The following is a 26168-nucleotide window of genomic DNA, read 5'->3' as shown; positions in this document are numbered from 1 at the left end:
TAAAAAACCATCATAAACATATGAATCGAATTAGACATTTTATTATAATCAATCTGTTATTGGTTCTCTACGTATCCAATCCACTCTTTGCTCAGAGACTCTGGATGGAAAATAATGATCAATATTATGAATTTTCAGATAGAGGTATAGAAACCGTCAATCCTAAAAACGGTGCCAGAACAATCTTTTTATCTCATGAATTACTCATTCCTCAAGGAACTAAAACAGCTTTAAAAGTTGAGAATTTTTCCATATCCAAGAATAAGGAACTAATTTTAATCTATACAAATAGTGCGAAGGTGTGGCGCGAGAATACAAGAGGAGACTACTGGGTGTACAACAAACAGTCAAATCAATTGAAACAATTGGGAAAGCAGTTTCCCTCAGCTCAGTTGATGTTTGCAAAGTTCAGTCCCCAAAATGACAAAGTAGCTTATGTAAACAAAGCTGACCATAATATTTATGTTGAAGATTTAACTAATGGAGCCATCAGCGCGGTTACAACCGATGGTACTGACCGAATGATCAATGGAACATTTGACTGGGTCTATGAAGAAGAGTTTGGTTGCAAAGATGGTTTTAGGTGGTCTCCCGACGGCCAATCGATTGCCTACTGGAAGCTTGATGCACGTAGTATCCGCAATTTTCTAATGATCAATAACACGGATAGTCTCTACTCTTTTACTATTCCTGTCGAATACCCAAAGGTAGGACAATCACCAAGCGCGTGCTCAATTTGGACTTATGAACTTGCTAGCAAAAACAGCCATCATATCAATATCCCCGGAGATCCTGCGCAGCATTATATTCCGCGCATGGAATGGTGCTTGGATAGCAAACAACTTATTTTTCAGCAACTAAACAGGAAACAAAACGAGAGTAAAATTTACACAGCCTCCATTGCTACTCATAAAGCTCAAGCGATACATCGCGAAACGAGTGATTCCTGGATCGATATCAAGGCAAGATGGAATAATAATGATCCTTCAGGCTGGGACTGGATCCAGGACGGGAAGGCATTTATATGGGTATCCGAAAAAGACGGGTGGCGGAAAATTTATCAAATCGACTTAAAAGGTAATGAAAAGCTGATTACGAAAGCAGATTATGACATTATTACTCTTGATTTTCTAGATCCAAAAGGAGAAACAATTTATTTCACTGCTTCGCCTACCAATGCGACTCAAAAATATCTGTATAGTATCTCTACTAAAGGTGGTTCTCCCAAAAGGCTCACACCTGCATCTTTTGAGGGAACTTGCGATTATGATATCTCCAAAGACGGTAAGACGGCGGTCTTTAACTTCAGTAATCGCGCTGAACTTAAATACGATGCCGTGGTATCACTACCGAGCCATCAAACTCTAGTAGACTTTGAAACTACGCGCCAAAAGAAAGCGAGTGATGGCATTGCAGAATTTTTCAAAATAAAAACCGTCGAAGGCATAGAGCTAGATGGCTGGATGGTCAAACCCCTTGATTTCGATCCCAGCAAAAAGTATCCCGTGGTTTTTATGGTGTATGGTGAACCCGCATCACAAACGGTCCTGGACAATTTTGGTGCAGGATACAATAGCTTATACAAAGGAAATATGGCTCATGACGGCTATATCTATATTTCACTTGACAACCGTGGTACTCCTGCTCCTAAAGGCAATCTATGGCGGAAAAGCATTTACCGTAAGATTGGGCAGCTCAATATCCGTGATCAGGCACTTGCGGCACAAGAAATATTGAAATGGTCTTTCGTGGATAGTTCACGCATTGCAGTATGGGGATGGAGCGGCGGTGGTTCGAGCACACTTAATCTGCTGGGACAATATCCGCAAATCTATAAAACTGGAATAGCGATCGCCGCAGTAGCCAATCAGCTGCTTTATGATAATGTTTATCAAGAACGTTACATGGGCTTACCTCAAGAAAATCTAACGGATTTTGAAAATGGATCGCCATTAAAGTATGCCAAAAATATCAAAGGAAATCTGTTATACATACATGGTACCGGTGATGACAACGTGCATTATCAGAACGCCGAAGTGCTGATTGATGAACTGATCAAAAACAACGTTCAGTTTCAATTGATGTCCTACCCTAACCGTAGCCACGCTATCAGTGAAGGACAAGGAACCAACGAGCATCTAAAAACATTGTTTACAAACTATTTAAAATTACATTGCCCTCCAGGCGGAAGATAACACATGAAAAGAACATATTTAATTGCACTTGTCGTCTGTGGCATTTTAATGGCAAACAGCAAGCACGTGGCCGCACAGCTGATGAAAGTCAAAAATGAATTCACCCGAGCAGATTCACTTAGGGGTAACCTGACACCCCTAAGAACTTGCTATGACATTCAATATTATCATCTGGATATCAAGGTAGATATTGACAGCAAATTCATCTCGGGCTCCAATTTATTCCGCTTCAGGGTAGTGGAAGATTTTAAGCGCCTGCAATTCGATTTATTTGTGGATTTAAAAGTAAACAAAGTCGTTTATCAAGGAAAAGACCTTCCTTTTACCCGAGAATATAACGCGGTGTATGTAGATTTCCCAAAGATAATCGGCAAGGGCAGCCAGGAAGAATTCACCGTCTATTATGAAGGGCGACCTACAGAAGCGATACGAGCACCATGGGACGGGGGTATCGACTGGAAAAAAGACAGTAATGGAAAAGCATGGGTAGCAACAGCCTGTCAAGGCATGGGCGCTAGTGTATGGTGGCCAAACAAAGATCACCAATATGATGAAGTGGACAGCATGTTGATCTCAGTAGCTGTCCCTAAAGGGTTAATGAACGTATCCAATGGACGATTAACCAAGGTCGAAAATCTAAATGACGGATATACAAAATTCCACTGGAAAGTAGTCAATCCTATCAACAATTATAATGTTGCTATCAATATTGGTGACTACGTCCATTTCAAGGAAAAGCATCAAGGTGAAAAAGGGCCGTTGGATATAGATTATTATATCCTGCGTGAGAATAATACAGCCGATAAAAAGGCGCATCTTCAAAACAATGCAAAGCGGACAATTACCGCATTTGAGCATTGGTTTGGCCCTTATCCATTCTACGAGGACGGTTACAAATTGGTTGAGACTCATCATTTGGGAATGGAGCATCAAAGTGCTATTGCTTATGGCAATGGTTACCAAAATGGCTATCTTGGCAGCGATGCGTCAGGCACGGGTTTGGGAAAAAAATGGGATTTCATTGTCGTACACGAATCGGGCCATGAATGGTTTGGTAATAACATCACGGCTGCTGATCTCGCCGATATGTGGATTCACGAAAGCTTCACCAACTATTCTGAAGCGTTGTTCATTGATTACTTTTATGGAAAAGAAGCTAGTCAAGCTTATGTGCATGGTATTCGACGCGGCATTCAAAATGACATTCCCATACAGGGACCATATCACGTTAACAAAGAAGGTTCCGGTGATATGTATCCAAAGGGTGGTGTTATGCTCAACATGATCCGTACAATGATAGCCAATGATGATAAGTGGCGTGCGTTATTACGGGGCTTAAACAGCACATTCTACCATCAACAAGTTGACTATAACGATATTGTCCATTATTTAAGCCAGCAATCTGGTTTGGATCTATCAAAAGTATTTGAACAGTATGTGCAGCATGCATCTATCCCGACATTAGAGATCCAACAGGATGCTTCCGGAGGAATAATGGGGAGATGGATTAGCGAAGTCAAAGGGTTTCATATGCCAATTCATATTGGGATAAAAGGTCAAAAAAGACAATTGATTCATTTAAATCAACATTTTCAATCAATTAAAATTCCAGGACTAAACAAAGAGAATATTGATATAGACAGGTTCAATTATTATGTTGGGATTTTAGCAGAGTAATATTTCTCCTCGGGATTTAAGATTCTCCAAACTGCCATAAAAAAAAATTACGGTGTTAATTTTTAATTTCTTGAACATAAATCTATACAATAAGTCGCTTGGTCTTCTTGTGGATTAATCAACTTTAACCTAATATTGGTTCTTTTTTATGTGCATAAGATCAGAGAACTGGAAGAAAAAGAAATTGCTCTTATTCAAACTAGAAGATATAAAAAACAACTGTCATCCGGTGATTCCATAATGAGCGGGCCTGATGGTACCAGCATTTCTATTTTATTTTTAAAAAAACTTGCAAGTGTGTACAAAACACACTATCTTTGAACTATCATAATTTAGGTTTATAATTGGTTATTTAAGGTTTTCATTCTCCCCGTTTGAAAACCTTTTTTTGTTCTTAGCTCTCACCAAGATAAATTAAATATAGCGCGATTAAGATTAATTGAAAATGATAAATTCTCTTCAGATTATTTTTCATTAAGCGATTTTAATCTAATAGCCATCGACTTCCAAAACAGGGAATTTCCGTATATTTATTTAACTGTAATTAGGAGGATTAGCATGACTGGAAAATTATTACCCAACCATAAGAAGAGAAGCGAAGAAATTACGATCCGGTACTTTGAATTTCTGGATCATCATTTATCCGAATTAGTGAATGGTATAGCGGTGGAAATGCTAGAGTTAAAGGATATTGCCAGCACACTTTGTATCTCTCAAAAACATCTTATTAAAATAATACAGGAAACACGTGGAAATCATCCTTGCTATTTTTATGTACATAAGATATTGGATTGTATTAAGGAGCTTTTAATAAATACCACATGGAGTATCTCAGTTATTGCTCAAACACTTACCTACGACCCTTCGAATTTCACTAAATTTTTCAAAAAATATGAGGGCTTGACCCCTTCTCAATTTCGTCAATTGAAAAAAGCGAAAAGTTCACCATAATATCTTCATTTTCTTTCGTGAGATTTGTTATAATCAAAATATAAAATATTATGGCAAAGCATGATGTAAAAGGAAAAGTTGTATTAATCGCTGGTGGCGCGAAAAACCTTGGTGGTTTATTGAGTCGAGATTTTGCTGACAAAGGTGCAAAATTAGTGATCCATTATAACAGTGAGAGTACCAAAGCCGACGCTGAAAAAACATTGGCAGAAGTACTGGCTGCTGGAACTGAGGCTATCCTATTTCAAGCAGACCTTACTAGGGTCGAAAACATCAGTAAACTTTTTGATGCGGCAATAGCTCAATATGGAGGAATTGATATTGCAATTAATACTGTTGGTAAAGTATTAAAAAAAACAATTGTAGATACTACAGTGGATGAATATGATAGCATGAGTGATATCAATTCCAAAGTTGCCTATTTCTTTATTCAAGAAGCTGGAAAAAAATTGAATAACAATGGTAAAATCTGCACAATTGTCACATCTTTACTCGCCGCCTATACAGGTCTTTATTCCACTTATGAGGGATTGAAAGCACCGGTTGAGCATTTTACACGCGCTGCTTCAAAGGAATTTGGCGATCGAGGGATTTCCGTTACTGCTGTGGCTCCCGGTCCAATGGATACACCATTTTTCTACGGACAAGAGAGCGAAGATGCCGTAGCATATCATAAATCCGCCGCTGCACTAGGAGGTTTGACCAATATTAAGGACATTGCTCCGCTAGTCGAATTTCTCGTTACAGACGGCTGGTGGATCACTGGGCAGACAATTTTTGCTAATGGAGGATATACTACCCGATAGTCCAGCCGTATCAAAGGTATCTCTTTAAGTTAGAGATGCCTTTGATTTCAAATATAAGCCTAATGAAGCCCTTACGGCTTTAATGTAATACAGGAGGCCTACAACTGTTCCAAAAAATTAAGATAAAGTGGAACACTCGCTTCGATCCATTTTTCAGAAGCATTCCGTTCAATACCATAGTAGGCAAAAAGTGGCCGATAATTCGCGTGAATGTAATTGAAGGTAACTTCAAATGGACTAGTCAATTGATCTAAGTGATATTTGTACTTGCCCGTAGTGGAATACTCTTTTTCATCAATTCCCACAGACAACGCCAATGCAATTCTCTTTCCCGCTAACTTATAACCACTTGATTTTCCATAGGCCCATCCGTATGTTAACACTTCGTCCAGCCACTTTTTAAAAAGTGGGGGACAATTAAACCAATAAAATGGAAATTGAAATATAATTTTATCATACTTTTCAATCAATTGTTGTTCCTCCTTAACAGCTATTTTTTCATCGGGATACTTTTCATGCAATTGGTGGATTTCATAGTTGTCTGGATATTTTTTCAATTCTTCAATCCACCGTTTGTTAACGATGGATCCATTTATATTTGGGTGTATTACAATTACTAATGTTTTCATTATCTCTAGTTATTCAAAAGTTTATAGACTATTTACACACAGCATCTAATAGCTGTAATAGTTTTATTATCGTTCCTATTTTGGATTAAAAATAGGTAGATAATCCTTATTTTGGTGCAGTGGTAACCCAATGTTCGGTACTATAAAAAATGTACGTGATGACAAAGATCAAAGAAAGTTCGAGTAATTTCGCCAATAAGCAAATGTTAGCAAATGAGTGTCCTGAAGTATTTGCAGCTCATATTATTGGTAGTCAATGGTCTTTAGCTATCTGTTGCTATCTAATCAACGGAAGTCTTCGATATAATGAAATCAGAAAGTGTCTTCCTAATATTACCGAACGTATGTTGACGTTGCAATTGAGAAAATTAGAGGAAAGTGGAGTTGTAAAACGTACGGTATATCCAGAAGTTCCACCACGAGTAACATATGAATTGACAGCAATTGGTCATGAATTATCTCCAATTATTCAGGAACTTGGAAAATGGGGAGAAAAACTAAAAAGACTCTCTCTTTAAGATTTATTGATATTTCAAAAAAAGACAAGCAAAAACATTGAATGCCCTCTGGCCTAGACGCGTTAGTGTTCATTTATTATACCATCAAAAAGTTTGATCAAAACCTCATTTGATATAGCTATTATCATATTGATGTTTTTATTTTAAAATAAATTTGCATAGTGTATAAAATACACTTACATTTGTACTATCATAATTTAGGTTTATAATTGGTTATTGAAGGTTTTCATTCTCCCCGTTTGAAAACCTTTTTTGTTTCTATCTATTCCGTCTTCCCCCTCTCTTTAGCAGACTAAATACTTTTCAGTTTATATAGATCAGCTTGATCTAAAATTGCCTGACCATTCAAATACGCTAATAGTATAATACAAATTATTACGGTCACAATTGTAATTTATCAGCATGTAGATTTCACCATTTGGGGCAAAAATCTCAAGACCGGTGCGATCTACAAATAGTCTCAATATCAATGTTTATCTTTTGGTGCAACTATTGCGCGTATATTATCAACAATCTTCGGTTAAAACAATGTAATTCATCATCAAACCCAGTATATTGATTCGAATCTTTTTCATTATTTAATTTTTAATATCAAACTGAAATAGCGTGTCTGATAATTATTGCAACTCATCATAATCCATACCAAGGCATTGTAAAAAAATTATTTGCAATAGCTCATATAGTTCCATCAAGAATCAAAATACTTCCGATTTGTCCCATCCAATACAATGTATTTGAATACGTTGGCGTTTAACGTCATAGTAAAACAAAGTTAGCTCCTCGATAAAAGCCTGATAAACAAAAGCGAGGTATAAATTAAATATCCCTCGCTGTTGTTATAAATCAAAATGATCAGATTACATCTTATAATACTGCTCCCAGCCTCTTGCGGGGGGTGGTCCTGCCAACAGTGCATTAGCAAATTTATCGTTACTGATTTCCTTTTTTGTGGGATCAAAGATCAATTTGGTATTTAAACGCTGGGCGATTACTCCCAGACAGAATACTTGACTCAAAGGTCCGGCAATCTCAAAAGCCGACCTTGTTTTTTCTTCTCCTTTACACGCTTTTAAGAAGTTAGTAAAATGATTAGACGGTGAGTTTGGAACTTCTGGAAGACGTGATTCCATTTCCTTTGCTTTCGCTTCGGGAATGATTTGCAAAATGCTTGCATGGGAGCCACCTTTGAACGTCAGATCCTTTCCATAAATAATTTTTCCGGGATTTAATTTTGCTGGTTCCAATTTACCTGTACTAGGAGCTGGAATATTCGGATCCAATCCCGAAACACCGTAACCATCTGGTATAGGTGGTAAATTATCTAATCCGTCGTACCAATTAATGTCAACCGCAGGCATTTTTTTCCGTTTGGGAAAATGAAATTTCAGTGTTGAAGACATAGGAAAAAAATACGAATTATGTCCATCAAGTTTGACGGCACTTACTTCGGTTGGTAGCCCAAGATCCAAGAATTCATGCGCAGTATCTAATATATGTGCTCCCCAATCACCAAGAGCCCCCATCCCAAAATCATACCAACAACGCCATTGCCCATTCACAAAATCTTTATTATAGTTGTGACCCAGTGTTTGCATTTGCCATAGCTCCCAATCTAAAGTTTCCGGCATTATTTCAGCGGAAGGAAATCCTTTCATATTCACATCCCATCCATGCCATCTCCGCGGCATATTCATATGTGCGTCTATCCGAGTGATATCTTTGATTATCCCGGCTTCCTTCCAAGCCTTAAATTGAAAGTAATTTGCTTCGGAATGTCCCTGATTTCCCATTTGTGTTACAAGTTTTGGGTTCTTCCTGGCTTTATTGGTCATTAATTCAACTTCAAGGAATGTTCGCGCCATTGGCTTCTCCACATAGACGTGTTTTCCAAGATCAAGGGCTAACATTGTTATCGCAAAATGGGAAAAATCAGGAGTTCCAATACTGACCGCATCGATCTGACTTCCCATTTTATCAAACATAACTCTAAAGTCTTTAAACTTTGGTGCGTCAGGAAACATTGCCAGAATTTCCTGCGTTTGCTTCGCACCCAGATCGACATCGCATAATGCAACAATATTACAAAGTCCGGTTTTATAAAGTTCTTTTATAATATCTGCCGCCCTATTCCCCAAACCCACACAGGCCAAATTGACCCGTTCATTTGGTGTTGCAAGATTGACTTTACCCAAGACACTATTCGATAACATTACAGCACCTGCTGCAATAACAGATTGTTTAACAAAGCTTCTGCGTGATAAATAATGGTTCATAAACTCTAAGCTTAGTTTGGTGTATTAATCTTTATACTGCGAAATGAAACCCTGTCCCCGTGATCTTGCAATAGGATGAACCCCTCTTTTGCCTCACCAAAGTTATCCCAGTCCTTATATTTACTGATAGCAACAAGATCCTTGAACTCCTTCGATCCTCTTTCGTAACTCAGCATCTTAATTCCATTCAAATAGTGTTCAACTTTATTATCAGCTGTCACCACGACTCTACCCCTATTCCATTCACCTATTGGTCTCCGGGCACGTCCATCCCTATTTGATGTGATCAGGTCATAAAGAGAGGCTAAAGTACGATTGCCCTCTCTTCCTAACTTTGCATCAGGATGCAATTCATCGTCAAGCACTTGGTATTCAAGACCAATAGCCGATCCTTTGGACTTTTCTTTTAATGTTACAAAATACTTGACACCACTATTGGCCCCGGGGCTAAGTTTAAATTCAAAAGATAGATCAAACAAGGTGTATTTATCCTTTGTTACAATGTCACCGCCATTGGTAGACTCACCGCCATCAGATTTCAAAACAGTTAGTTGCCCATCCTTAATCTCCCAGCCACGATCAGGAAATTTATTCCCATGAATGCTGCGCCATCCATTATTTGTTTTTCCGTCAAATAAAAGCTTAACTCCTTTTTTCTTTTCAGCATCGATAACTTCATTTGGTTTTAGATTGACGATATAGACCTCCTTCGGAAAACCTTTCGACTGTAGGTCGCTCGTCTTAATTTTAACATTTTTGAAATAGACCTTCTTTCCATCTAATTCTGAGGGGATACTATGTACTTGTAGGCCAATGAAACCTGTCCGGTCAATTGTGTCCACGACATAAGAAACAGGTACATCGTTGATCCAAGTACGCAGTTCATCGCCAATTGCTTCGATTCTAATGTGATTATATTCCTCAGCTTTATAAGCTTTTTTTGCATTTTCATTGAGATCTAAAGGATAGATCCAACCGCGACGTGCCTCATCATAAATGCCGCCAGTCCAGGCCCTGGCTGAGGGATCTATCTCCACTTGTCTTCCGTACACTCTACCGCGCCCATCATTGGCTTTGGGGTCTAGATGACTCCGGGTCTGGATTCCTGAATTTGTTTGGCTGCCTTCGAGCTTAACATCCAGTTCCAATATGAAATCACCATATTCTTTCTCGGTAATCAAAAATGAATTGGGAGTACCTTTCGTCATTCGACCCACGATTGCATCTCCCTCAATAGAATAAGGAGCTTTTCCGCCTACAGATTTCCAGCCATTCAGCGTTTTCCCATCAAAAAGGTTTGTCCACCCTGTTTCGGTGTCCCTATTTATCTGCGCATGCGATAAAATTGAATTTCCAACCATCGCTGCCATCAAGACAGACTTAAATATTGTGTTTCTTTTCATTGTGATAGTTACTTCTTGAGCTCGTAGCCCGGTTTATTTATTGAATATTGGTTTATTACTCATATCATGTGCACCGTATTTTTCAATATTGGGATATTAAAGTTATTATGCAATTTAATCCCTTTCGATTTAGGAGATCGGCGCACTATCTTTACCTAATGGTTATTTATCCAATTGCTTTAATAAAACAATATATTAATTAATATAGGTCAAACGAACCAAGTTGTATGATTTATTTACGAAAACGTTTGAAACATCAAAAAAATCTAATGCATAATTTAATGGGGGAAGGAAAGCTTATAAGCTTCATACAACTATACCGCATAACGACCGAGGAGCCGAGATACCTAAAAAAGTGCAGATAGATTTATTTATACAAAATCACCAGATTCTGGAAACCAATTGCATCTAAGCGATACGCCTTGCACAAAAAGCGAATTTAGCTTTAATGGGCTACAAAACCGAATTAACACGTAGCATAGCTTCATCTCGATGGATACCATTTAACCACTCCTGTACCAACTGGTGTTCCGATTCGTAAGGTATCAATAGCGGCCGGTATCCATCCAGTTGGGTAACAACTTGCATATACAGCCCGATTGTTGAGCTTTCATAATCCTCTATTTCATTACATAGCATACCAAAATAGTTTTTTTCCTCCGCTTCTTTATCTGCGAACATCAGGCGATAGTCATCTATCGTTTCTTTGCTCACCGATACCCAGACACCGTAATCCAACGTTTCATCATGGTCCAAAATGGGAATCTGCAAAACAGCACGGATAAAATAATCTATTTGGTCTTCGTGGTGAATCACGCAAAAATCATCATCTTTATCCGTAAATTTTTCTTTATCCAATGAGCTTAATATATCATAATGAAAGGGAGCATTAAACGCCAAGGATGGCAATTCAGTATGTTCCACACCACAATTTTGACAAATAAAATTATCCATATATCTCCATTCAAAAAATGCATTTTTCTTTGTTACAAACTTAATCAAACTTTTAAATTCCTATGAAAATTAATTCTATTGTTGAAAATCACCTACCATGCTCAACCATCAGAATTTTAGCCAAATCTTCAAATTACTCAACAACATTAATCCTTTCCGTTTCCCCAATTTCGATTTGGGTTAGCTCCCATTTCTAATACAAGTGTACCCCCTTTCATGATTTCTGTATAATCGAGCCAACACTTTGAATAATTCAGGCCATTTAAGGTTGCTTTTTGTATATATATATTTTCTGACGAATTATTATTAGCCAAAATGGTAAACGCGTTTTTTTTTCCAAAATTTAAAGTAATTCGATTAAAAACCGGACTAGTTATTTCATAGCGAGTGCTTCCCGGCGCTATCGGATATATACCACTGGCAGCCAATACATACCAAGCGGACATCTGTCCCACATCCTCATTCCCCACCAGACCTTCGACCGCATTTTTATACGCTCGTTTACAAATTTCACGCGACCATTTTTGTGTAAGCCAAGGTGCATTCAAATGGTTAAATAGAAAGGCAACATGATGTACAGGTTCGTTGGCATGGTTATAATAATCATTCCACATCATATCCTGTGGTGTATGTGCAAAAAAATCTTCCAAATCAGCCCGAACCTTATCCTTTCCTCCCATTAAATCCACCATTCCTCCAATATCGTGAGGAACAAACCATCCCTGTTGTATGGGATTACTCTCGATACATCCGTACCATTGTTTTAGCCGCCCCTCTTCTGGCCAAGGCAACCAATTTCCATCCCCGTCTTTTGGCCTAAACCACCCTTTATTCGCATCAAAAATATTTCGATAAGCTTTGGCACGTTCAGCATATTTCTGCGCATCTTCAATTTTTCCTAGTTTTTTTGCAAATTGAGACATGCACCAGTCCGAATAAGCATATTCCAATGTATTGGAGATGCCATGGGACTCGGAGGTAAATCCCTTTTCACCATTTCCAAATTTCTCCACACTTTGTACAGCAAGTCTATAGCTTTTATCTATCGCGAAATTATCAATACCTTTTACATATGCGTCAGCGATCATCACAACTGCAGGGTTGCCGATCATACAGCCACTATAAGCATTCAGAAACTCCCATCTTTCCAAATAGTCTTTTCCCTTCTCTTCTGCCAAACTGGTCAATGACTCTATCATATCAGTCACCAGGGTTGGATTAATAATAGTTTGCAGCGGCATTTGGCTTCTAAATACATCCCAACCACTAAATATCGTTCGTTTGGTAAAATTTTTTCCCCGATGAATACGATTGTCCCCGCCCCAGTATCTACCGTCGATATCCTGGAATGTTCTTGGATCAATTTGCGTATGATATAGAGCCGAATAGAATACAGTCTGTTCCTCTTGGTTACCGCCCTCAACAACTATTTTTTCGAGCGCTTTATCCCAATCCCGCGCTATTTTACGCCGTACCTTTTCGAAATCCCAATCCGGAATTTCACTTTGTAAATTTTTCTTGGCACCTGCAATATCTACAAATGAAATCCCAGACTTTAATAGTACCTTTTCATTTTCCTCCGTATCAAACTCGGTATAGAATCCAATATGTTTACCTTTTTTCTGCCGCACAGCATTTTCCACTTTCGCCTCACGGATATATTGCCGATAACGCTCACTAGTTACATCCGCCAATTTTCTGGAACTATCCTCCGGAATAGCAGCTGACCAAACACCATAATTTTTCAATGGCTTACTAAACTCCATATAGAAATATACCGTATAATTTGGATCCCCCGCACCATCCCCCCAGCCGCCGCCATCAGGAGTACATTTCATCCAGCCTGCGATTGTATGATTATTCAAAACCTCCACAAACTGCTCAACAGATGTCCCCCCTACACGTCGAGCCAGATCAATCTGAATCCTAGCTTGTGAACTTTTCGGAAACGTAAACCTCAACATACCGCTATGAGGAGCAGCCGTAGTCTCCGTCCTGATCCCATAATCGCTCAAAAACACGGAGTAGTACCCTGCTGTTGCCTGCTCTGACGCCTTATCGTACCTGGAACGATAGCCACTATCAGGATTATCCAATGTTCCGGCGCTTGTTTTCAATACGCCCGTGGTCGGCATGACAAGCAAATTCCCTAAATCACCGTACCATCCGATACCGCTCATTTGAGTAAAAGCAAATCCTTCAATACTCGTATGTTCATTACTATATCCAGATCCGTTATCACCGCCTGTGATTGTATTGGGACTTACTTGCACCATTCCAAATGGAGCTGTAGCTCCGGGGAAAGTCTTCCCCAAACCATGATAAGTCCCTGCTCCCTCTACACTGGTACTTGCTCCGATAAATGGGTTTACACACTTATTCAAAGCCAACTGGCTATGCCCTGTACAATTTGAGAAGAATAAAAGTATAACTAAACTTCTAAAGAAATCTATTCGCATTAGATTAATTAAATTAGGTTTAAAGATTGAATATTCTATTCGAGCCACAATCTTGTGTCTACTTACCCATAAAAGTACTAATACTTTATGTTTTGTTTAGTTCACCCGTCTAATTTTTTTACGATTTTACCTTTTTAGAGATAGATTGGAAGGGGTTTTGAAACACCGAGGAGTTCTTCTATTTTAAAAAATAAAATAAAAACAACCAGTAAAAAATTTGGATAAAACGAAAATTATCCACAACTTTAAAGCACAAACATATATTCCACACAGGCTACAAAGTAGACAAAGGAAATTTTTTTATTTTAAAAAGACGATTTATCCTTAAACATATCAAGGATAAAATTTCAAATTAGTTTTTTTGCAGAAAAACTTTACTTACACGTATAGACAGTAGCATTATAAAATATGACAACCAACTCCATTAAGGTATATACAGTAGTTTCAAAAGAGATTAAAGAAGATCCAGATGTATTCACCAATCTAGAGGGCGTTTTCTCTACTTATGAAAAAGCACAGGAATATATCGACCATTTTTTTGGTAATGCGAAATATGGCTATCGTTTCATCATAACTACGCTTTTAGATCCCTTCCAAGATGAAATCCAAAATAACGATTCTTATTACAGTATTTCTTCCCAGTTGATTGACAATAAATTAGAAATCGAGATCTGTAAAACTTCATTTGCAGTAGTCCTTTCGGAAGTTGGAAAACTGCGAATAGAAGAAGCTACTTTGGAAAGACCGTTGGAAATCAACTTGCACTGCTTTGCTAAGTCCGAAGAAAAAGCAATTGAAAAATTCAATAATTTAGTCAAGAATTATTCAAAAGAACATAATCTGTACTTTCAAATGCTACCTTACCGAATAACAGATTCGGATCAATGCTATTAGTTTGCAAATTGTTTTTTAGGGCCTATCGTGTATTTTCAAGAACCAATTTTTTTTCGAATTTCACTCAAATATTCTGGAGTAAAACCCAGAAAAGATGCAATAAGATATTGCGGTACACGTTGCACAAAGTCTGGATACTTACGTAGCATATCGCGATAAAACTCTTCTTTAGGCAACGAAAAAAGATATTTAACACGCATTTGGGCAGCTGCATAAGCTCGCTGATATACAAAACGAAAATAGCGTTCCATTATAGGAAATTCTACCATTAATTTTTCTTGATTTTCTTGACTGATATATAAAACCTCCGATTTTTCAACAGCTTGAATGTAGAAGGAACTGACAAGCTTATGTTCATACGCCATATTATCTGTAAGCCACCAGTTTTCAATAGCAAATTCTGTCGTTTGCTCTACGCCTTTTTCATTGACGAAAAACTTACGCAATATTCCTTTTAATACAAAGTAGTGATATCGGCAGACTCTCCCCTCTTCTAGTAAGTTCTCCTTTTTTGCTATTGAAATAACATCAAAGTACTTTGATATTATTTCAAATGTAATATCATCGATTTGGATAAATTTCTCTAAATGTGTTCTAAATTTTTCCAATACATTATAATTTATTTTGATAATCAAAATTTCACCGCTACCGCAAGATACCATAAAAAGTTAATTCGGACAAAGTATAAGTTCTCAAAAAATCTCGCTACTAGCAACCCTAATCGACTGAAAGGAATCTGTCAACGTACAGCTAAATCTTAACTGACTCATCATCGGTCAAATTTGCATCTGTTTTAAAAAGATGTCTAATTTCATTTACTAAAAACAATCTGAGGTTATATGATTTTTGTATCCCATCTCAAAATTCTATTTGAACATTAGACATCTTTTATTCCCTCATTATTCGACCAAATAAAGCACCTCGTGTGCCTCTGTCAGCTGTGGGACATCCAAATTATGGAGCATTTTATCTAATACTACCTCCGGGAGAGGATAGGCTCTATTTCGATTTTGCAAACGCCATTGGCTGTTCGGTTTTTCAATATAAACCAATTTAACATAAGCCTGATAACTAACAAACAGATCAATCAATTGTTGACGCATCAATGTTGTAATATTAGTTGCATTCCAGATAAAATCCTGTCCCTTGCGTAAATAGATCTTGGCCTGTTCTTTCGCTTGTTGCACTACCCAGCCGTTCCGCTTTCTATCTGTTGGATCTATACGATATCTACGGCGAATATCGTCTAGACTAATGACAGGGATATCCTCATTATGATTAGTTACATAATGATCTTTGCCCATTCCCGGCAATCCAGCTAGTAGAGTAACCTTAGATTTGAACCTATCAAAAGGAACATAATCCACATAGCCATCTGCTTTATTGAAGTACGTAAATTGTGCATTCAGTGTCGCAAAAAATCGCGGAGAATACCAACAACCAATCTCCCTTGTATACAGTTCAAATAGCTCTAATACATCAAGTAATGCGGCTTGATCCTGACAGATCCGCCCTTTGGCATCGGCCTCAGCCAACAGTTTCAACTCGGGCATATTTACCTGCAACGATGCTTCTAAAGCGCTGCGCATTGGATCAACTTTATCCATGATCCACAACGGAAGTCCGTGATACCGGACCAATCCTACGATTTCTTCCCGAAGGGCAAAAGGTGTCTCCACATCACGAAACAAAATCTCACGGGCTGTCTTTGCCCCCTTCCGCGCGTGACCAGGCGAACTGACCCTTCCTTCTCCGTCTACCGATGTGGTAGATCGTTTTTCGACATCATGCAGCAATGCCGCTGCCCAAAGTAGCTCCTGCCGTTGCCTATTAAGCCCTCTGTAGTCACTGGATTGTTGCAACTGCTCAAGTACCAGCTGCGTGTGGACAGCAACATTACCCTCTGCATGATGGAAGGGATCCTGCTGAACATTCCGCATGTCCGCTACCCAAGAGAACTGTTTTTCCAGTTTCACCCAGTCTTTATCTGCTGTTAATTTCCATTCCATCTAGCTAATCCTCCTTTCCCAAATAAGCTTTGTTCTTTTCCAGGATTTTGTCCAATGTTCATCCGTCTGTACATGTCCTTTTCGCACATACTTAAAGACATTATGTTGAAATCTGGAGACTGGATAAGCATCTGCATTCCGACAGACTAGACCTTCTGCGCTACATTCGGTTTCCAGTCTAGGGTCCATTGAGCCTAACACCGAAGGCTGGGAAGCTAGATTTTGAACAGTTTCTTGCAAATGTATTATCGCTATGTCTGCTACTTTTTCAGACCTCAATACCGGTACTAAAGGTAAATCAAATAGAGCAGCATAGAACGTTACTTCCTCCCATGAAAGCCAAGTATCTTTAACCCGAACGGCAAATACATAGTAATAGTGTTCCAATTGCGTATATTCAATTGAATGTACCGCATAGAGGTTTTCACCGAAAAACTCCAGATCACCTAAATCATTCTTTAAGCGTCCCCAATGTTCACGCAACTGTGCGGTCCATGGAGATGTTGTTGGCGCTGCGTGTGACCGGGCAAATACCCCCCTCCTGGATAGGCAATTGTTTTCGCCATCCAGTTTCTCAGTATAAAGTAAATTTGAGAAGGATTGAATATCCTTCCAGTATTCATAATTAAAACGATCATCGCTGCTTGTCCCCGGTGAAAAGGGGAAATGGTAGGTACGACCATATTTCGTTGATTCCATTTTTTTAAACTAAAGTGAATAATGTTGATTTAAACACATAGGTATAGCGGCAAACGAGTTGGGTATTTCTCCCAGCTGATTACGTTATCCCCATATATTGATACAGCATTACATGACTCTGTGTTAAAAAATTATAAAAATAATGATCTATTGCGGCAAAAATAGATAATTTTCTGAGAATAAAAAAACCGTTATGCCAGCGGGCACAACGGAATAACCAAAACTTATAAATAAAAGTTCTTTTACTAATGTGGGGGGCCAATGTTTCCTATATATTAATATGCATATTCCAGCCGGTACGTGAATAATTCTCTTGATTGTTTAAGAAAAGTTTGACATGATGCCCCCTAAGTCCTTTTCCGGTCCGTAATATTTCATTAAGCTGCTCTTGTTGAATATTTTGTAGCAGCATATTCTCAACAAATGGCTGTAATTTCAGGTCATCTGCCACACGTTTGATCGGATATTGCACAAAGAACATATTGATTGCATAATTTTTTGATATTTTGACAAACCAATTTTCCATGCCAGCCTTCTTTAATTGATCGAAAATTGTCGGACAGCCCAATGTCGTTCCGTTACGCAAGATAATGCATTTGGTCTCTGCCGTAGTATACACTGCAACAAGATCAACAAATCGAAGCTGTTGCAGGTTGATTTGTTGGACAAACTCACCCTTTTTAGCCAACAGGTCAGCCAATAGATAGATGTCGATGTTTTCGATGTCCATTCCATAGAATTGCTCTTTCTTCTTTAAACTATTTTCGTTTACCGGCCTAGATTCATTTAGCGAAACGATCGGTGCTGTTTGTTCAAATTGTTCAAAAGCCGGTCTTTTTTTCATCAAAGGTTTTCTCAGTCTTACCCTTTGCGCTGGAACAGCTAATTCTTTCTCCGAACTTACATTACGTATTACCTGCATTAGAGGCCTGTTATAGATGACAGCCAAGTTTTGCCTTTGGCCAATGGAATGATAGAGCAGTGACCAATTTTCACACATATACACCATCAAACTATATGACACAAAGATAGTTGCGTAACGCACACCATAGATTTGCATATGTAATTCAAAAAGCACTGACCGTTCTTCCGAAGACTGGCTATATACAAAGATAATCGCCACATACAATAATAGAAATGGAAAAACAGACACCAAAAGAAGCGAAAAAAAAGCGATAAAATGCAGGATAACATCAAGACCAGGAATGTTTTTTGCCTGTTCCCCTAATCGTTCACGCATATAAGGTACACTCCAATATGTTGGCAGATTAAGCACCAGTGATACCATTGTTGCCCCAATCCAAAAGACACAGATCATTATGACGACCAAAATCCAATATTTAAACTGATCCGATCGTTCCAAAAAACCTTGAAACGATATTGTTTTCAGATTGAAAACAATAGACAGCATCAGCGAGCAAAAAAAATAGACAATAGATTTCATGACGTTTCTCCGAAATAATATCTGGTTAGGATAACAAATTTGAAGCACTTACTTACAAAACTATACCAATATAATAAATAATATCAAAATTATAAAACAACACCACACAAAAAGATAATATTTATAAAATAATTAACAAAATCATAACACTGCCCGAGGACAAGATTTAAAGACAAACCGCTAATAATTGTTATTTTAGATAAATATACGTCGCCTTAGCGAGGTTTAACCAGCCAATAATCTACATTTTATTGTCGTGTTATCATATTTTTGAGTAAAAAAAAGATAATTTATAATCAAATATTAAGATATTGTAATATAATAAATTTAAATAATGAAACAACAATTCAACAATCATGGCGTAGCCAAAGTACAATTTCGGATCTTGGCACTGCCAGAAAGTTTATTATCAATCGAAACAAAAGCTATTCGACAAAATTTTTTATCTTGGATGGAAGCAAATTTCGCACTGACCACTAGCCAAAAATTTCAATTGATGACTATGCCCGATGATCTACAGGAAACCTTGAGTCAAGCTATTGCAAATAGCTATGAACTCGGACAGGCCGTTCAATTTTTCAAAGAGACAACTTCTAAGGACGATCAGCCCGATTTAAAGGACATCGTGATCAATGGTGCCGAAACAATGGCAAACCTAGACAGTAATAGAAAAGCAGCTTTCGTGGGCCAACTGGCAATCAATATTCGCTATAAAGTAAATATATAATCAAACGATAGGATTACCCACAATGGGCTAACCTTACAAGTACCTTTAACATTAATATCCCGTTTACGTTCACTTCCTCGGACAGAAAATAAACGGGATATTGTATCCAAAGTTTTTCAGATAACAATTCATAATAATATGAAAAGATTATACAATATAATCAGCAAGAGGTTTAAAATGCCATTTGTCTGTCCACAGCAATTAGACGTCTGCGGTCTGGTAGGTGAACAGTTTCGTATGACCACTCAATATCATATGCACCGTACTAATATTGCCCGAAGCCTTGCCCGTTTGTCAAGTAGACCAATTACCGCTGATCAAACAGCGTATCCCATCCAAAATAATCGATGTGACAGTCCAAATGACCGAGTTCCACTACCTTTAAAAACGGTCTACACAATCTGTCTTTGGCAACCTTACTTTTGGCTGAAGGACACATACACTACATTGATTGAGAATAACGAGCAACTCAATCTGCTTAATGACGTTCATCTGTATAGTGCAGCGGCCGAAGCAGATATTCTACTATTTAGTAGTGGCTGTAATTATTCGGTCAATGGAATTCTGGAACAGATCAACCTCCGCAACAAGTATGTTATCATTATCTCGACTTACAGTGAACATAAAATACGTACGCATATCCAACACCGTATTGATCATTACCAAAATGCGTACTTAGTCGATTCACAAGAAGAGTTTGACCAGTTTATCGCCGATATCCTTAACCTAGCAACTAAACAGGATTAATAACAAGTTTATTCGTTAAAATAAAAGCAGCAATTTCCTAAATCTTTAAAAACTGATTATTTATTTCTCTGTAAGATCAAGATCTACATAGATACTACACGATCAAGTTTTTTAATTACGGAGCTGCACCCTCGTTAAATCTGGGATTGTAGGCGGATCCAGTTTAAAACGAAAAGTAAAATGAAGGCAGTGAGAATATACACCTCTATTTTATTTACTTTAGCCGGCCCAAATTTCCAGACGCAGATGCGATCGATAACAAGCAACAATAGGATTGGAATTAATCCGAATATCCCGATATATATCGCCATTAATTTATCGGGAGCAGAATGTCCAGTTCCCAATATTGCAACCGTGACGGCTACAGCGACAAACCCCAATATCCCAAGGATTAAGAAAAGAGTACCTTTTGTTTTTAAGAATTTTACCATTACTTGTTTTTTATCACCAGCTTTTTATAACACATCATATGGTAACTGGTTTCTCCCGCTGTTTTCCGGATTTACACATCCCGATACATTAAAAAATTAAAAACAAGCCCCCGGAATCCGGGGGCGAGTGGCTCAAAGCCGGTTCATTTTTCTAGTTCGCTAGGGAATGTTCCGAACCTCGCAGCCAAGGATAATAGCTAAGTTAGTTAATTTAAACCATAGTAGTATGCGCTGACTTTTATTTAAAGCTCAGATCCAATAAATCCTGTACATATAAACCAGTTCTTGAAAAATATCTATAATTTTTTGAAGTCAACGATCAGAACGAACCTGATCATACCAAACCACATTGGACAGTAGTCATGGACAATTTTCTCCAATGGACATTACTACCCTAATGCATAGGACTCATCTATTTCGGAACAAACTAAATTATTTTTATTTAAGGTCGTTAGTCCCTAAACAATTTCGATCTATGATACCGTGTAAAAAATAAGATAGTAGAGAAAACATAATATCCTGAATGCATGGATTATAGAAAAGAAGTGCGCCCACCTGGGCTCGAACCAGGGACCAAAAGATTATGAGTCTTCTACTCTAACCAACTGAGCTATAGGCGCAATTTTACACTTCTACTTTGAAAGGTCTGCAAATATATAAAATCAAGATAAAAACTCCAAAAAATAACTCTTGGAATAGATGCTGATATTCGTTAAAAGCAATCCCTACAAAGTCCGTATGCCTCATTGATTAATTCGTTTAGTTTATTTTCCAGATCGGATTTATCCAAGGTCTCGCTATTATTCAGTTGTTTAACAAGGGCAACTATAGCCTGAAAGTTTGCACTTGAGAATCTAGGAAGAGGGTAGTTTTCTATATATTGAGAAAAGTAACGTTTTCTTCCCGCATAAAGTTTATTGTTATACATCAATGAATGATAATAATTCATTAATCTGGAGTTACAGACGCCCTGAATGAACAAAAGAATATCAAGATCTTTCTCGTTTGTGGCTGCCATCCAATAGCAGTTTCCGTTCACCAACTTACCACTGGGGTCAAAACAAAATCGGGGCTCAATACTAATATCCGGAAATACGACTTTGGGGAGTTTCCAAAGAGCCGGGTTTTGAGGAACCCAAATCTCATACCAGCCGCGGCCAGATTTTAGAACATAGTCCCTGTTGTTTAGTACATCAAAATTACTGAGCAAATATTCTTTTGTCTTAGGATAATCCTCTAGATTTATTCGATGACGCTTACCTTTGTTGTCAAAATGGGGATATAGTATTCTTAAATTTGTTTTAGGCGTTCCCCACGCTTTGATGTTCTCTTGTGATATCAAATCATACATTAATTCTGCCTCTGGTTCGATGGTATCATAGGCGCCCCAATCTTTACGAATAAATACCTTATCGGCGGTTGTTTTAACGCCTATTTTGACTTTAAAATGATCTTTTACTCTGGAAAAACAAGCCGCCTCGATTTTGCGCACAAATTCTTCTTCCCCCGCATCCAGCAAGATCCAGTTGCTTTTATTGGATGAATCAAATTTCACAACACCCGATGTACATATATAGGAATTTTCATTGTGTTTAAAATTGCCAATATAGTTATTTTTCAAGGCCTCATAAATGGACATTTTTTTACCATTTAGCTTCGTTTTTTTATTAAAGTCTTGATAAATTTTAAAGAACTGGCAACTTTCCGTATTATCGGTACGTGTTTTTCTTCCTATGAATATGGCCGGCAATACCGCAGCATCGAATAATTTTGTATCTCCTAGATCTATGATTTCTAATATCTCATAATTTTCCCTCAGAAACTCACGTATACTTTCCCCACTTTTTGTATTCAAATATTTGTTTGATGTAATAACACCCAAAATCCCACCCTCTTTTAAAGCAAAAGTCATCGCCTTAATAAAAGGAAAGTACAAATCCACTTTCCCTTTAAGTCCATATTTTTTGGATATCTGCTGAGCGTAGTTCGCACCTAATAATTGCGTTCTAACATAAGGCGGATTGGCAATGATGATATCAGCACATTGATTCATATCCAAGGAAATACCTTTAGTCGTTCCAAAGCGAGTATCATCAAAGGAAATACTTTCCAGGAAGTCAGCATACTGAACCTGGCATCTTGATCCGCCAAAGTAGCTTTCAAGCATTGACTCTGCCTTGTCCAGATAATTATAATTGATATCAACCCCCCTCAGCTGAAAGGCTATTTTCTTCGAAATCAATTCCTTTCCAATACTAAGTAATAACGCGCCATCCCCACAAGAAGGATCTAACACCCTGACCGAATCTTTAGTATTATATTTTAGTATTTTTTCTGCCAAAAATCCAGCAAGCAGTACGGGGGTAAATGTTGCTCCATTTTTCTTGATATTTAGACCGTCTTTTATAGTATTCATAAATATGCTCAAAGTTATCAAATTACACTCTACTCACCCCATATTTAATCTGAGAAAATTCGTTCGAATCATTTTTATTATATTCGGTAATTAAATAATACAGATGGACAATAACATGATTGATAAAGTTGCATTAATTCACATTTCTAATAAGAAAATCTTAAGTACACGGTCAAAAGGTAAAGACAAATTTTATTTGCCTGGCGGAAAAAGAGAACGTGGTGAAACTGATGTAATATGTCTAAGGAGAGAAATCCGTGAGGAATTATCTGTAGATATCATTGAGAATTCTGTCAGATATTTTGGCACCTTTGAAGCTGCGGCTGACGGGTGCGAAAAGAATGTTATCGTGCAGATGTCTTGTTACTTTGCCGAATTTACTGGTATTTTGACAGCTTCCAATGAAATAGAGAGTTTTGAATGGATCAGTTTTGCTGATAAAAACAGAACTTCCGCTGTGGATCATCTTATATTACAGAAACTAAAAGATCTAAAACTCATCGATTAGCCACAGGAGCAAAACAGAAATTAAAGATTGTTTTTTCGGACTGTTAAGTCAAAATTCCAGAATTAGAATAGCTTTTGTATCTGATCAATCAAGGCTGTTGTAAAGCTATTCTAGCTAACAAAACTAATTTTAAAACATATTTATAATGGATAAAATCAAGTCGCTATTATTTTCTCTTGCTTTCGTATTATCTCTCAAATCATTTTCACAGGAGCAACTCCATTACTTTAGCACTGTAGATAGTAATTTAGTCGGTGTACGCACCACATCTGGCAAAACCATTATCGCATTGCAATTTCCGATGATCGGATACTATGATTTTGACAAACCCATAACTACAGCTTTTATCGAATTCTACCATATATTGTCTGATTCAGCGACGGACCGGATGAACCCCAATCAATCTGTAGGTAGTGTATATGACCGTGACGGCAAGTTTTTATATCAGCCATTCCTTTATGACAACGGTCCCGATTATTGGCAAGAAGGCATTCGCCGCTATGTATGCAACGGTAAAGTGGGCTATGTCGATATAAATAATAGGTTCTTGACCGATCCAAAAACAGGTTTCGCAGACATGTTTAACTATGGGTATGCTTCTTTCTATGAAGGCGTTGTCAAAAAGGTCTATGAGGCTGGGGGTGAACATTGGACAGTAGCCCCTACTGATGACAAAGGCAAAGAATATCTGGTCAACTGGCAAGGACAATCGGTGCAGGGGAGTAAAACTCCAAATTCAACAAAAGACTATTACTATCAGGGACTTTATTATCCATACCCTTTTCACTATACTTCTGCAGAACAGATACTCCTTGACGGTTTAAACCAGTTCACAGCAATTCCGAAAGTTGACCAGCTGTTATTTCCTGCAGATCAGACAAATTGGGACAGCATTCAATTTGAAATTATTGGAAGACCTTCGCCATTTACTCCGTATTACACAATACAAGGCTATAGGAACCAACGAGCAGACGACAATTGGGTAATTGAAATGACCACAGACGGTCAGTACTTTCATGTGAATTATGGAGAACGTGTTGAACTTGGGCAATGGATTGATGAGCAGCTGACAAAAAACATGTAAGCGATTGGAAAAGAAAATCAAACAAATGCTCGTAATTATAAATTTTTATTATTAAATAAATTTATCGATATTTAATTTGATACTCTTTATTCTCGAATATATTTTCTAGATCTTCACTTGAATTAACCATATGAATAGTATTAAAGCCACTGCAACCCATTTTCGCTATAAAAAGCATCCCGGAGATTTATTTAGAAATACCTCCGTCCAATTACTCCCACACCCCTATAAAAATCAGTCGGAGTTTTGGGTTTGGTTTCATCCCTCCTACCATCGCAGTGAAGATATTGCGGATCTGAACGAGTTATATAAACAACTTCATGATTTTTCTTGCCACAAGGAGATCATGAAAACAAATCCCGAATTATACTATACTGTTATCTCTAAGGAGCGAATTACCGAAGAAATAAAACTTCTTGAGCATAAAATATATCAAGATTGTTTCGAGAATTTCTATCTACTGATTATTGAGGGACATATTGAATTAATAGAGAACCACTAACATGGCTAAACTAAAACACTATCATAATTGTTATATTAGTTCATCATGTTTTAAGCAACCAGAAAATGAAATTTAATTCTTTTCAAACACAAAAACGTCTTATTCTATTATTTACAACCGTTTTATAATACCAAAAGGATGAATGACTTTCCAAGATTAGAAACTGACAGACTTATTCTCGACAAAATAACAGTGGAAGATATTCCACAGATTGTACTATATCTTCAAGATAAAGTATTTTCTGATTATACGTCGAATATTCCATACCCGTACCGGAAGGAAGATGCTGAGTTTTGGCTGAAACTATCAACCGAAAGCTTTAAAAATCACAAGGGATTCACCTTCGCAATTCGAGAAAAAAAAGGGAAATTGCTTGGTGCCATTGGGCTTCACGATGAAGGCTCGGATAAAGCCGAATTAGGTTATTGGATGGGCATTCCAAACTGGAATAAAGGCTATGTCACTGAAGCTGCAAAAGCTGTGATTGACTACGGGTTCAGTGAGCTGAATTTCAACAAGATATTTGCAACGTATTTCCCACATAACCCAGCTTCTGGAAAAGTTCTGAGCAAGATAGGAATGAAAAGAGAGGCCGTATTAAAACAGCACTTAAAGAAAGATGGAAAATATTATGATATTCCACTGTATTCAATTTTTAGAAACGATAGATAATATTAACGTGCTCAAAAAAACATTCTAATTTCCATACGCTCTCAGCAATAATCACGGTTTTGCTTCATTCTCACTGTAGAATAGGCTGTTCAAGAGTCTAAAATATGGCCTATGGCGCTTTTTTTAAAAGCGGATACCGACCTTTCATTGTATTGTCGAATACACTATGA

The 26168-nt window shown here is 37.6% G+C and carries 23 protein-coding genes and 1 tRNA gene; 12 read left to right on the top strand and 12 right to left on the bottom strand.

Annotated elements, in window-relative coordinates; genetic code table 11:
* Positions 1 to 20 precede the first annotated feature (20 nt).
* The 4 genes from HMAT_RS00895 (at position 21) to HMAT_RS00880 (ending at position 5629) form a co-directional block, all read left to right on the top strand.
* Positions 21 to 2195: a DPP IV N-terminal domain-containing protein gene (locus HMAT_RS00895; RefSeq protein ID WP_104380945.1), complete on the top strand. Its 2175-nt coding sequence runs from the start codon at positions 21 to 23 to the stop codon at positions 2193 to 2195.
* 3 nt (positions 2196 to 2198) lie between these two features.
* Positions 2199 to 3872, top strand: coding sequence for a M1 family metallopeptidase (locus HMAT_RS00890; protein WP_104380944.1), 1674 nt, complete (start codon positions 2199 to 2201; stop codon positions 3870 to 3872).
* Between the two features lie 558 nt (positions 3873 to 4430).
* Positions 4431 to 4823, top strand: coding sequence for an AraC family transcriptional regulator (locus HMAT_RS00885; protein ID WP_104380943.1), 393 nt, complete (start codon positions 4431 to 4433; stop codon positions 4821 to 4823).
* Between the two features lie 50 nt (positions 4824 to 4873).
* A complete protein-coding gene (locus tag HMAT_RS00880) occupies positions 4874 to 5629 on the top strand; it encodes an SDR family oxidoreductase (RefSeq protein ID WP_104380942.1) in 756 nt (251 codons plus the stop codon).
* A 98-nt stretch (positions 5630 to 5727) separates the two neighbouring features.
* Here HMAT_RS00880 and HMAT_RS00875 read toward each other — a convergent pair whose 3' ends face one another.
* The gene (locus HMAT_RS00875; RefSeq protein WP_104380941.1) at positions 5728 to 6258 is read right to left on the bottom strand and encodes an NAD(P)H-dependent oxidoreductase; all 531 of its coding nucleotides are present in this window, start codon (positions 6256 to 6258) and stop codon (positions 5728 to 5730) included.
* Between the two features lie 158 nt (positions 6259 to 6416).
* Between HMAT_RS00875 and HMAT_RS00870 the strand changes: the two genes are divergently transcribed.
* Positions 6417 to 6776, top strand: coding sequence for a helix-turn-helix domain-containing protein (locus HMAT_RS00870; protein ID WP_104383238.1), 360 nt, complete (start codon positions 6417 to 6419; stop codon positions 6774 to 6776).
* Positions 6777 to 7633: 857 nt separating this feature from the next.
* Here the strand turns inward: HMAT_RS00870 and HMAT_RS00865 are convergent.
* From HMAT_RS00865 to HMAT_RS00850, 4 genes are all read right to left on the bottom strand, one after another.
* Positions 7634 to 9049: a Gfo/Idh/MocA family oxidoreductase gene (locus tag HMAT_RS00865; RefSeq protein WP_104380940.1), complete on the bottom strand. Its 1416-nt coding sequence runs from the start codon at positions 9047 to 9049 to the stop codon at positions 7634 to 7636.
* An 11-nt stretch (positions 9050 to 9060) separates the two neighbouring features.
* Positions 9061 to 10452, bottom strand: coding sequence for a DUF1080 domain-containing protein (locus HMAT_RS00860; protein ID WP_104380939.1), 1392 nt, complete (start codon positions 10450 to 10452; stop codon positions 9061 to 9063).
* Between the two features lie 453 nt (positions 10453 to 10905).
* Positions 10906 to 11406 (bottom strand): DUF2199 domain-containing protein, encoded by a 501-nt coding sequence (locus HMAT_RS00855; RefSeq protein ID WP_104380938.1) that lies wholly within the window; start codon positions 11404 to 11406, stop codon positions 10906 to 10908.
* A 146-nt stretch (positions 11407 to 11552) separates the two neighbouring features.
* Positions 11553 to 13865: a GH92 family glycosyl hydrolase gene (locus HMAT_RS00850; RefSeq protein ID WP_104380937.1), complete on the bottom strand. Its 2313-nt coding sequence runs from the start codon at positions 13863 to 13865 to the stop codon at positions 11553 to 11555.
* A 408-nt stretch (positions 13866 to 14273) separates the two neighbouring features.
* On the opposite strand from HMAT_RS00850, the gene HMAT_RS00845 reads away from it, so the two are divergent.
* Positions 14274 to 14759, top strand: coding sequence for a hypothetical protein (locus HMAT_RS00845; protein ID WP_104380936.1), 486 nt, complete (start codon positions 14274 to 14276; stop codon positions 14757 to 14759).
* A gap of 35 nt (positions 14760 to 14794) precedes the next feature.
* On the opposite strand, the gene HMAT_RS00840 is transcribed toward HMAT_RS00845, so the two are convergent.
* From HMAT_RS00840 to HMAT_RS00825, 4 genes are all read right to left on the bottom strand, one after another.
* The gene (locus tag HMAT_RS00840; RefSeq protein ID WP_233789073.1) at positions 14795 to 15367 is read right to left on the bottom strand and encodes a Crp/Fnr family transcriptional regulator; all 573 of its coding nucleotides are present in this window, start codon (positions 15365 to 15367) and stop codon (positions 14795 to 14797) included.
* A gap of 291 nt (positions 15368 to 15658) precedes the next feature.
* Positions 15659 to 16768: an AAA family ATPase gene (locus HMAT_RS00835; RefSeq protein WP_104380934.1), complete on the bottom strand. Its 1110-nt coding sequence runs from the start codon at positions 16766 to 16768 to the stop codon at positions 15659 to 15661.
* Positions 16769 to 17467 carry an RNA ligase family protein gene (locus tag HMAT_RS00830; RefSeq protein WP_104380933.1) on the bottom strand — a complete coding sequence of 233 codons (699 nt, stop codon included), beginning with the start codon at positions 17465 to 17467 and terminating at the stop codon, positions 16769 to 16771.
* Between the two features lie 268 nt (positions 17468 to 17735).
* Positions 17736 to 18911 carry a hypothetical protein gene (locus HMAT_RS00825; RefSeq protein WP_104380932.1) on the bottom strand — a complete coding sequence of 392 codons (1176 nt, stop codon included), beginning with the start codon at positions 18909 to 18911 and terminating at the stop codon, positions 17736 to 17738.
* A gap of 334 nt (positions 18912 to 19245) precedes the next feature.
* Between HMAT_RS00825 and HMAT_RS00820 the strand changes: the two genes are divergently transcribed.
* Positions 19246 to 19638, top strand: coding sequence for a hypothetical protein (locus HMAT_RS00820; protein ID WP_104380931.1), 393 nt, complete (start codon positions 19246 to 19248; stop codon positions 19636 to 19638).
* A 138-nt stretch (positions 19639 to 19776) separates the two neighbouring features.
* Positions 19777 to 20385, top strand: coding sequence for a hypothetical protein (locus HMAT_RS00815; RefSeq protein WP_104380930.1), 609 nt, complete (start codon positions 19777 to 19779; stop codon positions 20383 to 20385).
* A gap of 134 nt (positions 20386 to 20519) precedes the next feature.
* Here HMAT_RS00815 and HMAT_RS26870 read toward each other — a convergent pair whose 3' ends face one another.
* From HMAT_RS26870 to HMAT_RS00800, 3 genes are all read right to left on the bottom strand, one after another.
* Positions 20520 to 20816: a hypothetical protein gene (locus HMAT_RS26870; RefSeq protein ID WP_158655547.1), complete on the bottom strand. Its 297-nt coding sequence runs from the start codon at positions 20814 to 20816 to the stop codon at positions 20520 to 20522.
* Between the two features lie 546 nt (positions 20817 to 21362).
* Positions 21363 to 21436 (bottom strand) — tRNA-Ile (locus HMAT_RS00805).
* 92 nt (positions 21437 to 21528) lie between these two features.
* Entirely contained in the window at positions 21529 to 23232 is a 1704-nt protein-coding gene (locus tag HMAT_RS00800; RefSeq protein WP_104380928.1) for an Eco57I restriction-modification methylase domain-containing protein, read from the bottom strand.
* Positions 23233 to 23335: 103 nt separating this feature from the next.
* Here HMAT_RS00800 and HMAT_RS00795 point away from each other — a divergent pair, with 103 nt between their 5' ends.
* From HMAT_RS00795 to HMAT_RS00780, 4 genes are all read left to right on the top strand, one after another.
* Complete coding sequence (locus tag HMAT_RS00795) at positions 23336 to 23740, top strand: NUDIX domain-containing protein (protein WP_233789072.1); 405 nt, start codon at positions 23336 to 23338, stop codon at positions 23738 to 23740.
* Positions 23741 to 23885: 145 nt separating this feature from the next.
* Positions 23886 to 24824 carry a hypothetical protein gene (locus tag HMAT_RS00790; RefSeq protein ID WP_104380927.1) on the top strand — a complete coding sequence of 313 codons (939 nt, stop codon included), beginning with the start codon at positions 23886 to 23888 and terminating at the stop codon, positions 24822 to 24824.
* 130 nt (positions 24825 to 24954) lie between these two features.
* Positions 24955 to 25326: a hypothetical protein gene (locus tag HMAT_RS00785; protein ID WP_104380926.1), complete on the top strand. Its 372-nt coding sequence runs from the start codon at positions 24955 to 24957 to the stop codon at positions 25324 to 25326.
* Positions 25327 to 25464: 138 nt separating this feature from the next.
* Positions 25465 to 25998 (top strand): GNAT family N-acetyltransferase, encoded by a 534-nt coding sequence (locus tag HMAT_RS00780; RefSeq protein WP_104380925.1) that lies wholly within the window; start codon positions 25465 to 25467, stop codon positions 25996 to 25998.
* The last annotated feature ends 170 nt before the right edge of the window (positions 25999 to 26168 follow it).

The sequence above is a fragment of the Sphingobacterium sp. HMA12 genome, from assembly GCF_002933815.1.
Classification (GTDB): Bacteria; Bacteroidota; Bacteroidia; order Sphingobacteriales; family Sphingobacteriaceae; genus Sphingobacterium.
The sequence above is the reverse complement of the archived record's forward strand: the minus strand, read 5'-3'. Positions and strand labels throughout refer to the sequence as shown.

What these genes read in the sequence shown, in the direction of transcription:
- HMAT_RS00815 (WP_104380930.1), top strand. Translation starts at nt 19,777, where the DNA reads ATGAAAAGATTATACAATATAATCAGCAAGAGGTTTAAAATGCCATTT.
- HMAT_RS00885 (WP_104380943.1), top strand. Translation starts at nt 4,431, where the DNA reads ATGACTGGAAAATTATTACCCAACCATAAGAAGAGAAGCGAAGAAATT.
- HMAT_RS00890 (WP_104380944.1), top strand. Translation starts at nt 2,199, where the DNA reads ATGAAAAGAACATATTTAATTGCACTTGTCGTCTGTGGCATTTTAATG.
- HMAT_RS00895 (WP_104380945.1), top strand. Translation starts at nt 21, where the DNA reads ATGAATCGAATTAGACATTTTATTATAATCAATCTGTTATTGGTTCTC.
- HMAT_RS00800 (WP_104380928.1), bottom strand. Translation starts at nt 23,232, where the DNA reads ATGAATACTATAAAAGACGGTCTAAATATCAAGAAAAATGGAGCAACA.
- HMAT_RS00850 (WP_104380937.1), bottom strand. Translation starts at nt 13,865, where the DNA reads ATGCGAATAGATTTCTTTAGAAGTTTAGTTATACTTTTATTCTTCTCA.
- HMAT_RS00780 (WP_104380925.1), top strand. Translation starts at nt 25,465, where the DNA reads ATGAATGACTTTCCAAGATTAGAAACTGACAGACTTATTCTCGACAAA.
- HMAT_RS00795 (WP_233789072.1), top strand. Translation starts at nt 23,336, where the DNA reads ATGGACAATAACATGATTGATAAAGTTGCATTAATTCACATTTCTAAT.
- HMAT_RS00870 (WP_104383238.1), top strand. Translation starts at nt 6,417, where the DNA reads ATGACAAAGATCAAAGAAAGTTCGAGTAATTTCGCCAATAAGCAAATG.
- HMAT_RS26870 (WP_158655547.1), bottom strand. Translation starts at nt 20,816, where the DNA reads ATGGTAAAATTCTTAAAAACAAAAGGTACTCTTTTCTTAATCCTTGGG.
- HMAT_RS00865 (WP_104380940.1), bottom strand. Translation starts at nt 9,049, where the DNA reads ATGAACCATTATTTATCACGCAGAAGCTTTGTTAAACAATCTGTTATT.
- HMAT_RS00860 (WP_104380939.1), bottom strand. Translation starts at nt 10,452, where the DNA reads ATGAAAAGAAACACAATATTTAAGTCTGTCTTGATGGCAGCGATGGTT.
- HMAT_RS00785 (WP_104380926.1), top strand. Translation starts at nt 24,955, where the DNA reads ATGAATAGTATTAAAGCCACTGCAACCCATTTTCGCTATAAAAAGCAT.
- HMAT_RS00820 (WP_104380931.1), top strand. Translation starts at nt 19,246, where the DNA reads ATGAAACAACAATTCAACAATCATGGCGTAGCCAAAGTACAATTTCGG.
- HMAT_RS00790 (WP_104380927.1), top strand. Translation starts at nt 23,886, where the DNA reads ATGGATAAAATCAAGTCGCTATTATTTTCTCTTGCTTTCGTATTATCT.
- HMAT_RS00880 (WP_104380942.1), top strand. Translation starts at nt 4,874, where the DNA reads ATGGCAAAGCATGATGTAAAAGGAAAAGTTGTATTAATCGCTGGTGGC.
- HMAT_RS00875 (WP_104380941.1), bottom strand. Translation starts at nt 6,258, where the DNA reads ATGAAAACATTAGTAATTGTAATACACCCAAATATAAATGGATCCATC.
- HMAT_RS00830 (WP_104380933.1), bottom strand. Translation starts at nt 17,467, where the DNA reads ATGGAATCAACGAAATATGGTCGTACCTACCATTTCCCCTTTTCACCG.
- HMAT_RS00825 (WP_104380932.1), bottom strand. Translation starts at nt 18,911, where the DNA reads ATGAAATCTATTGTCTATTTTTTTTGCTCGCTGATGCTGTCTATTGTT.
- HMAT_RS00855 (WP_104380938.1), bottom strand. Translation starts at nt 11,406, where the DNA reads ATGGATAATTTTATTTGTCAAAATTGTGGTGTGGAACATACTGAATTG.
- HMAT_RS00835 (WP_104380934.1), bottom strand. Translation starts at nt 16,768, where the DNA reads ATGGAATGGAAATTAACAGCAGATAAAGACTGGGTGAAACTGGAAAAA.
- HMAT_RS00845 (WP_104380936.1), top strand. Translation starts at nt 14,274, where the DNA reads ATGACAACCAACTCCATTAAGGTATATACAGTAGTTTCAAAAGAGATT.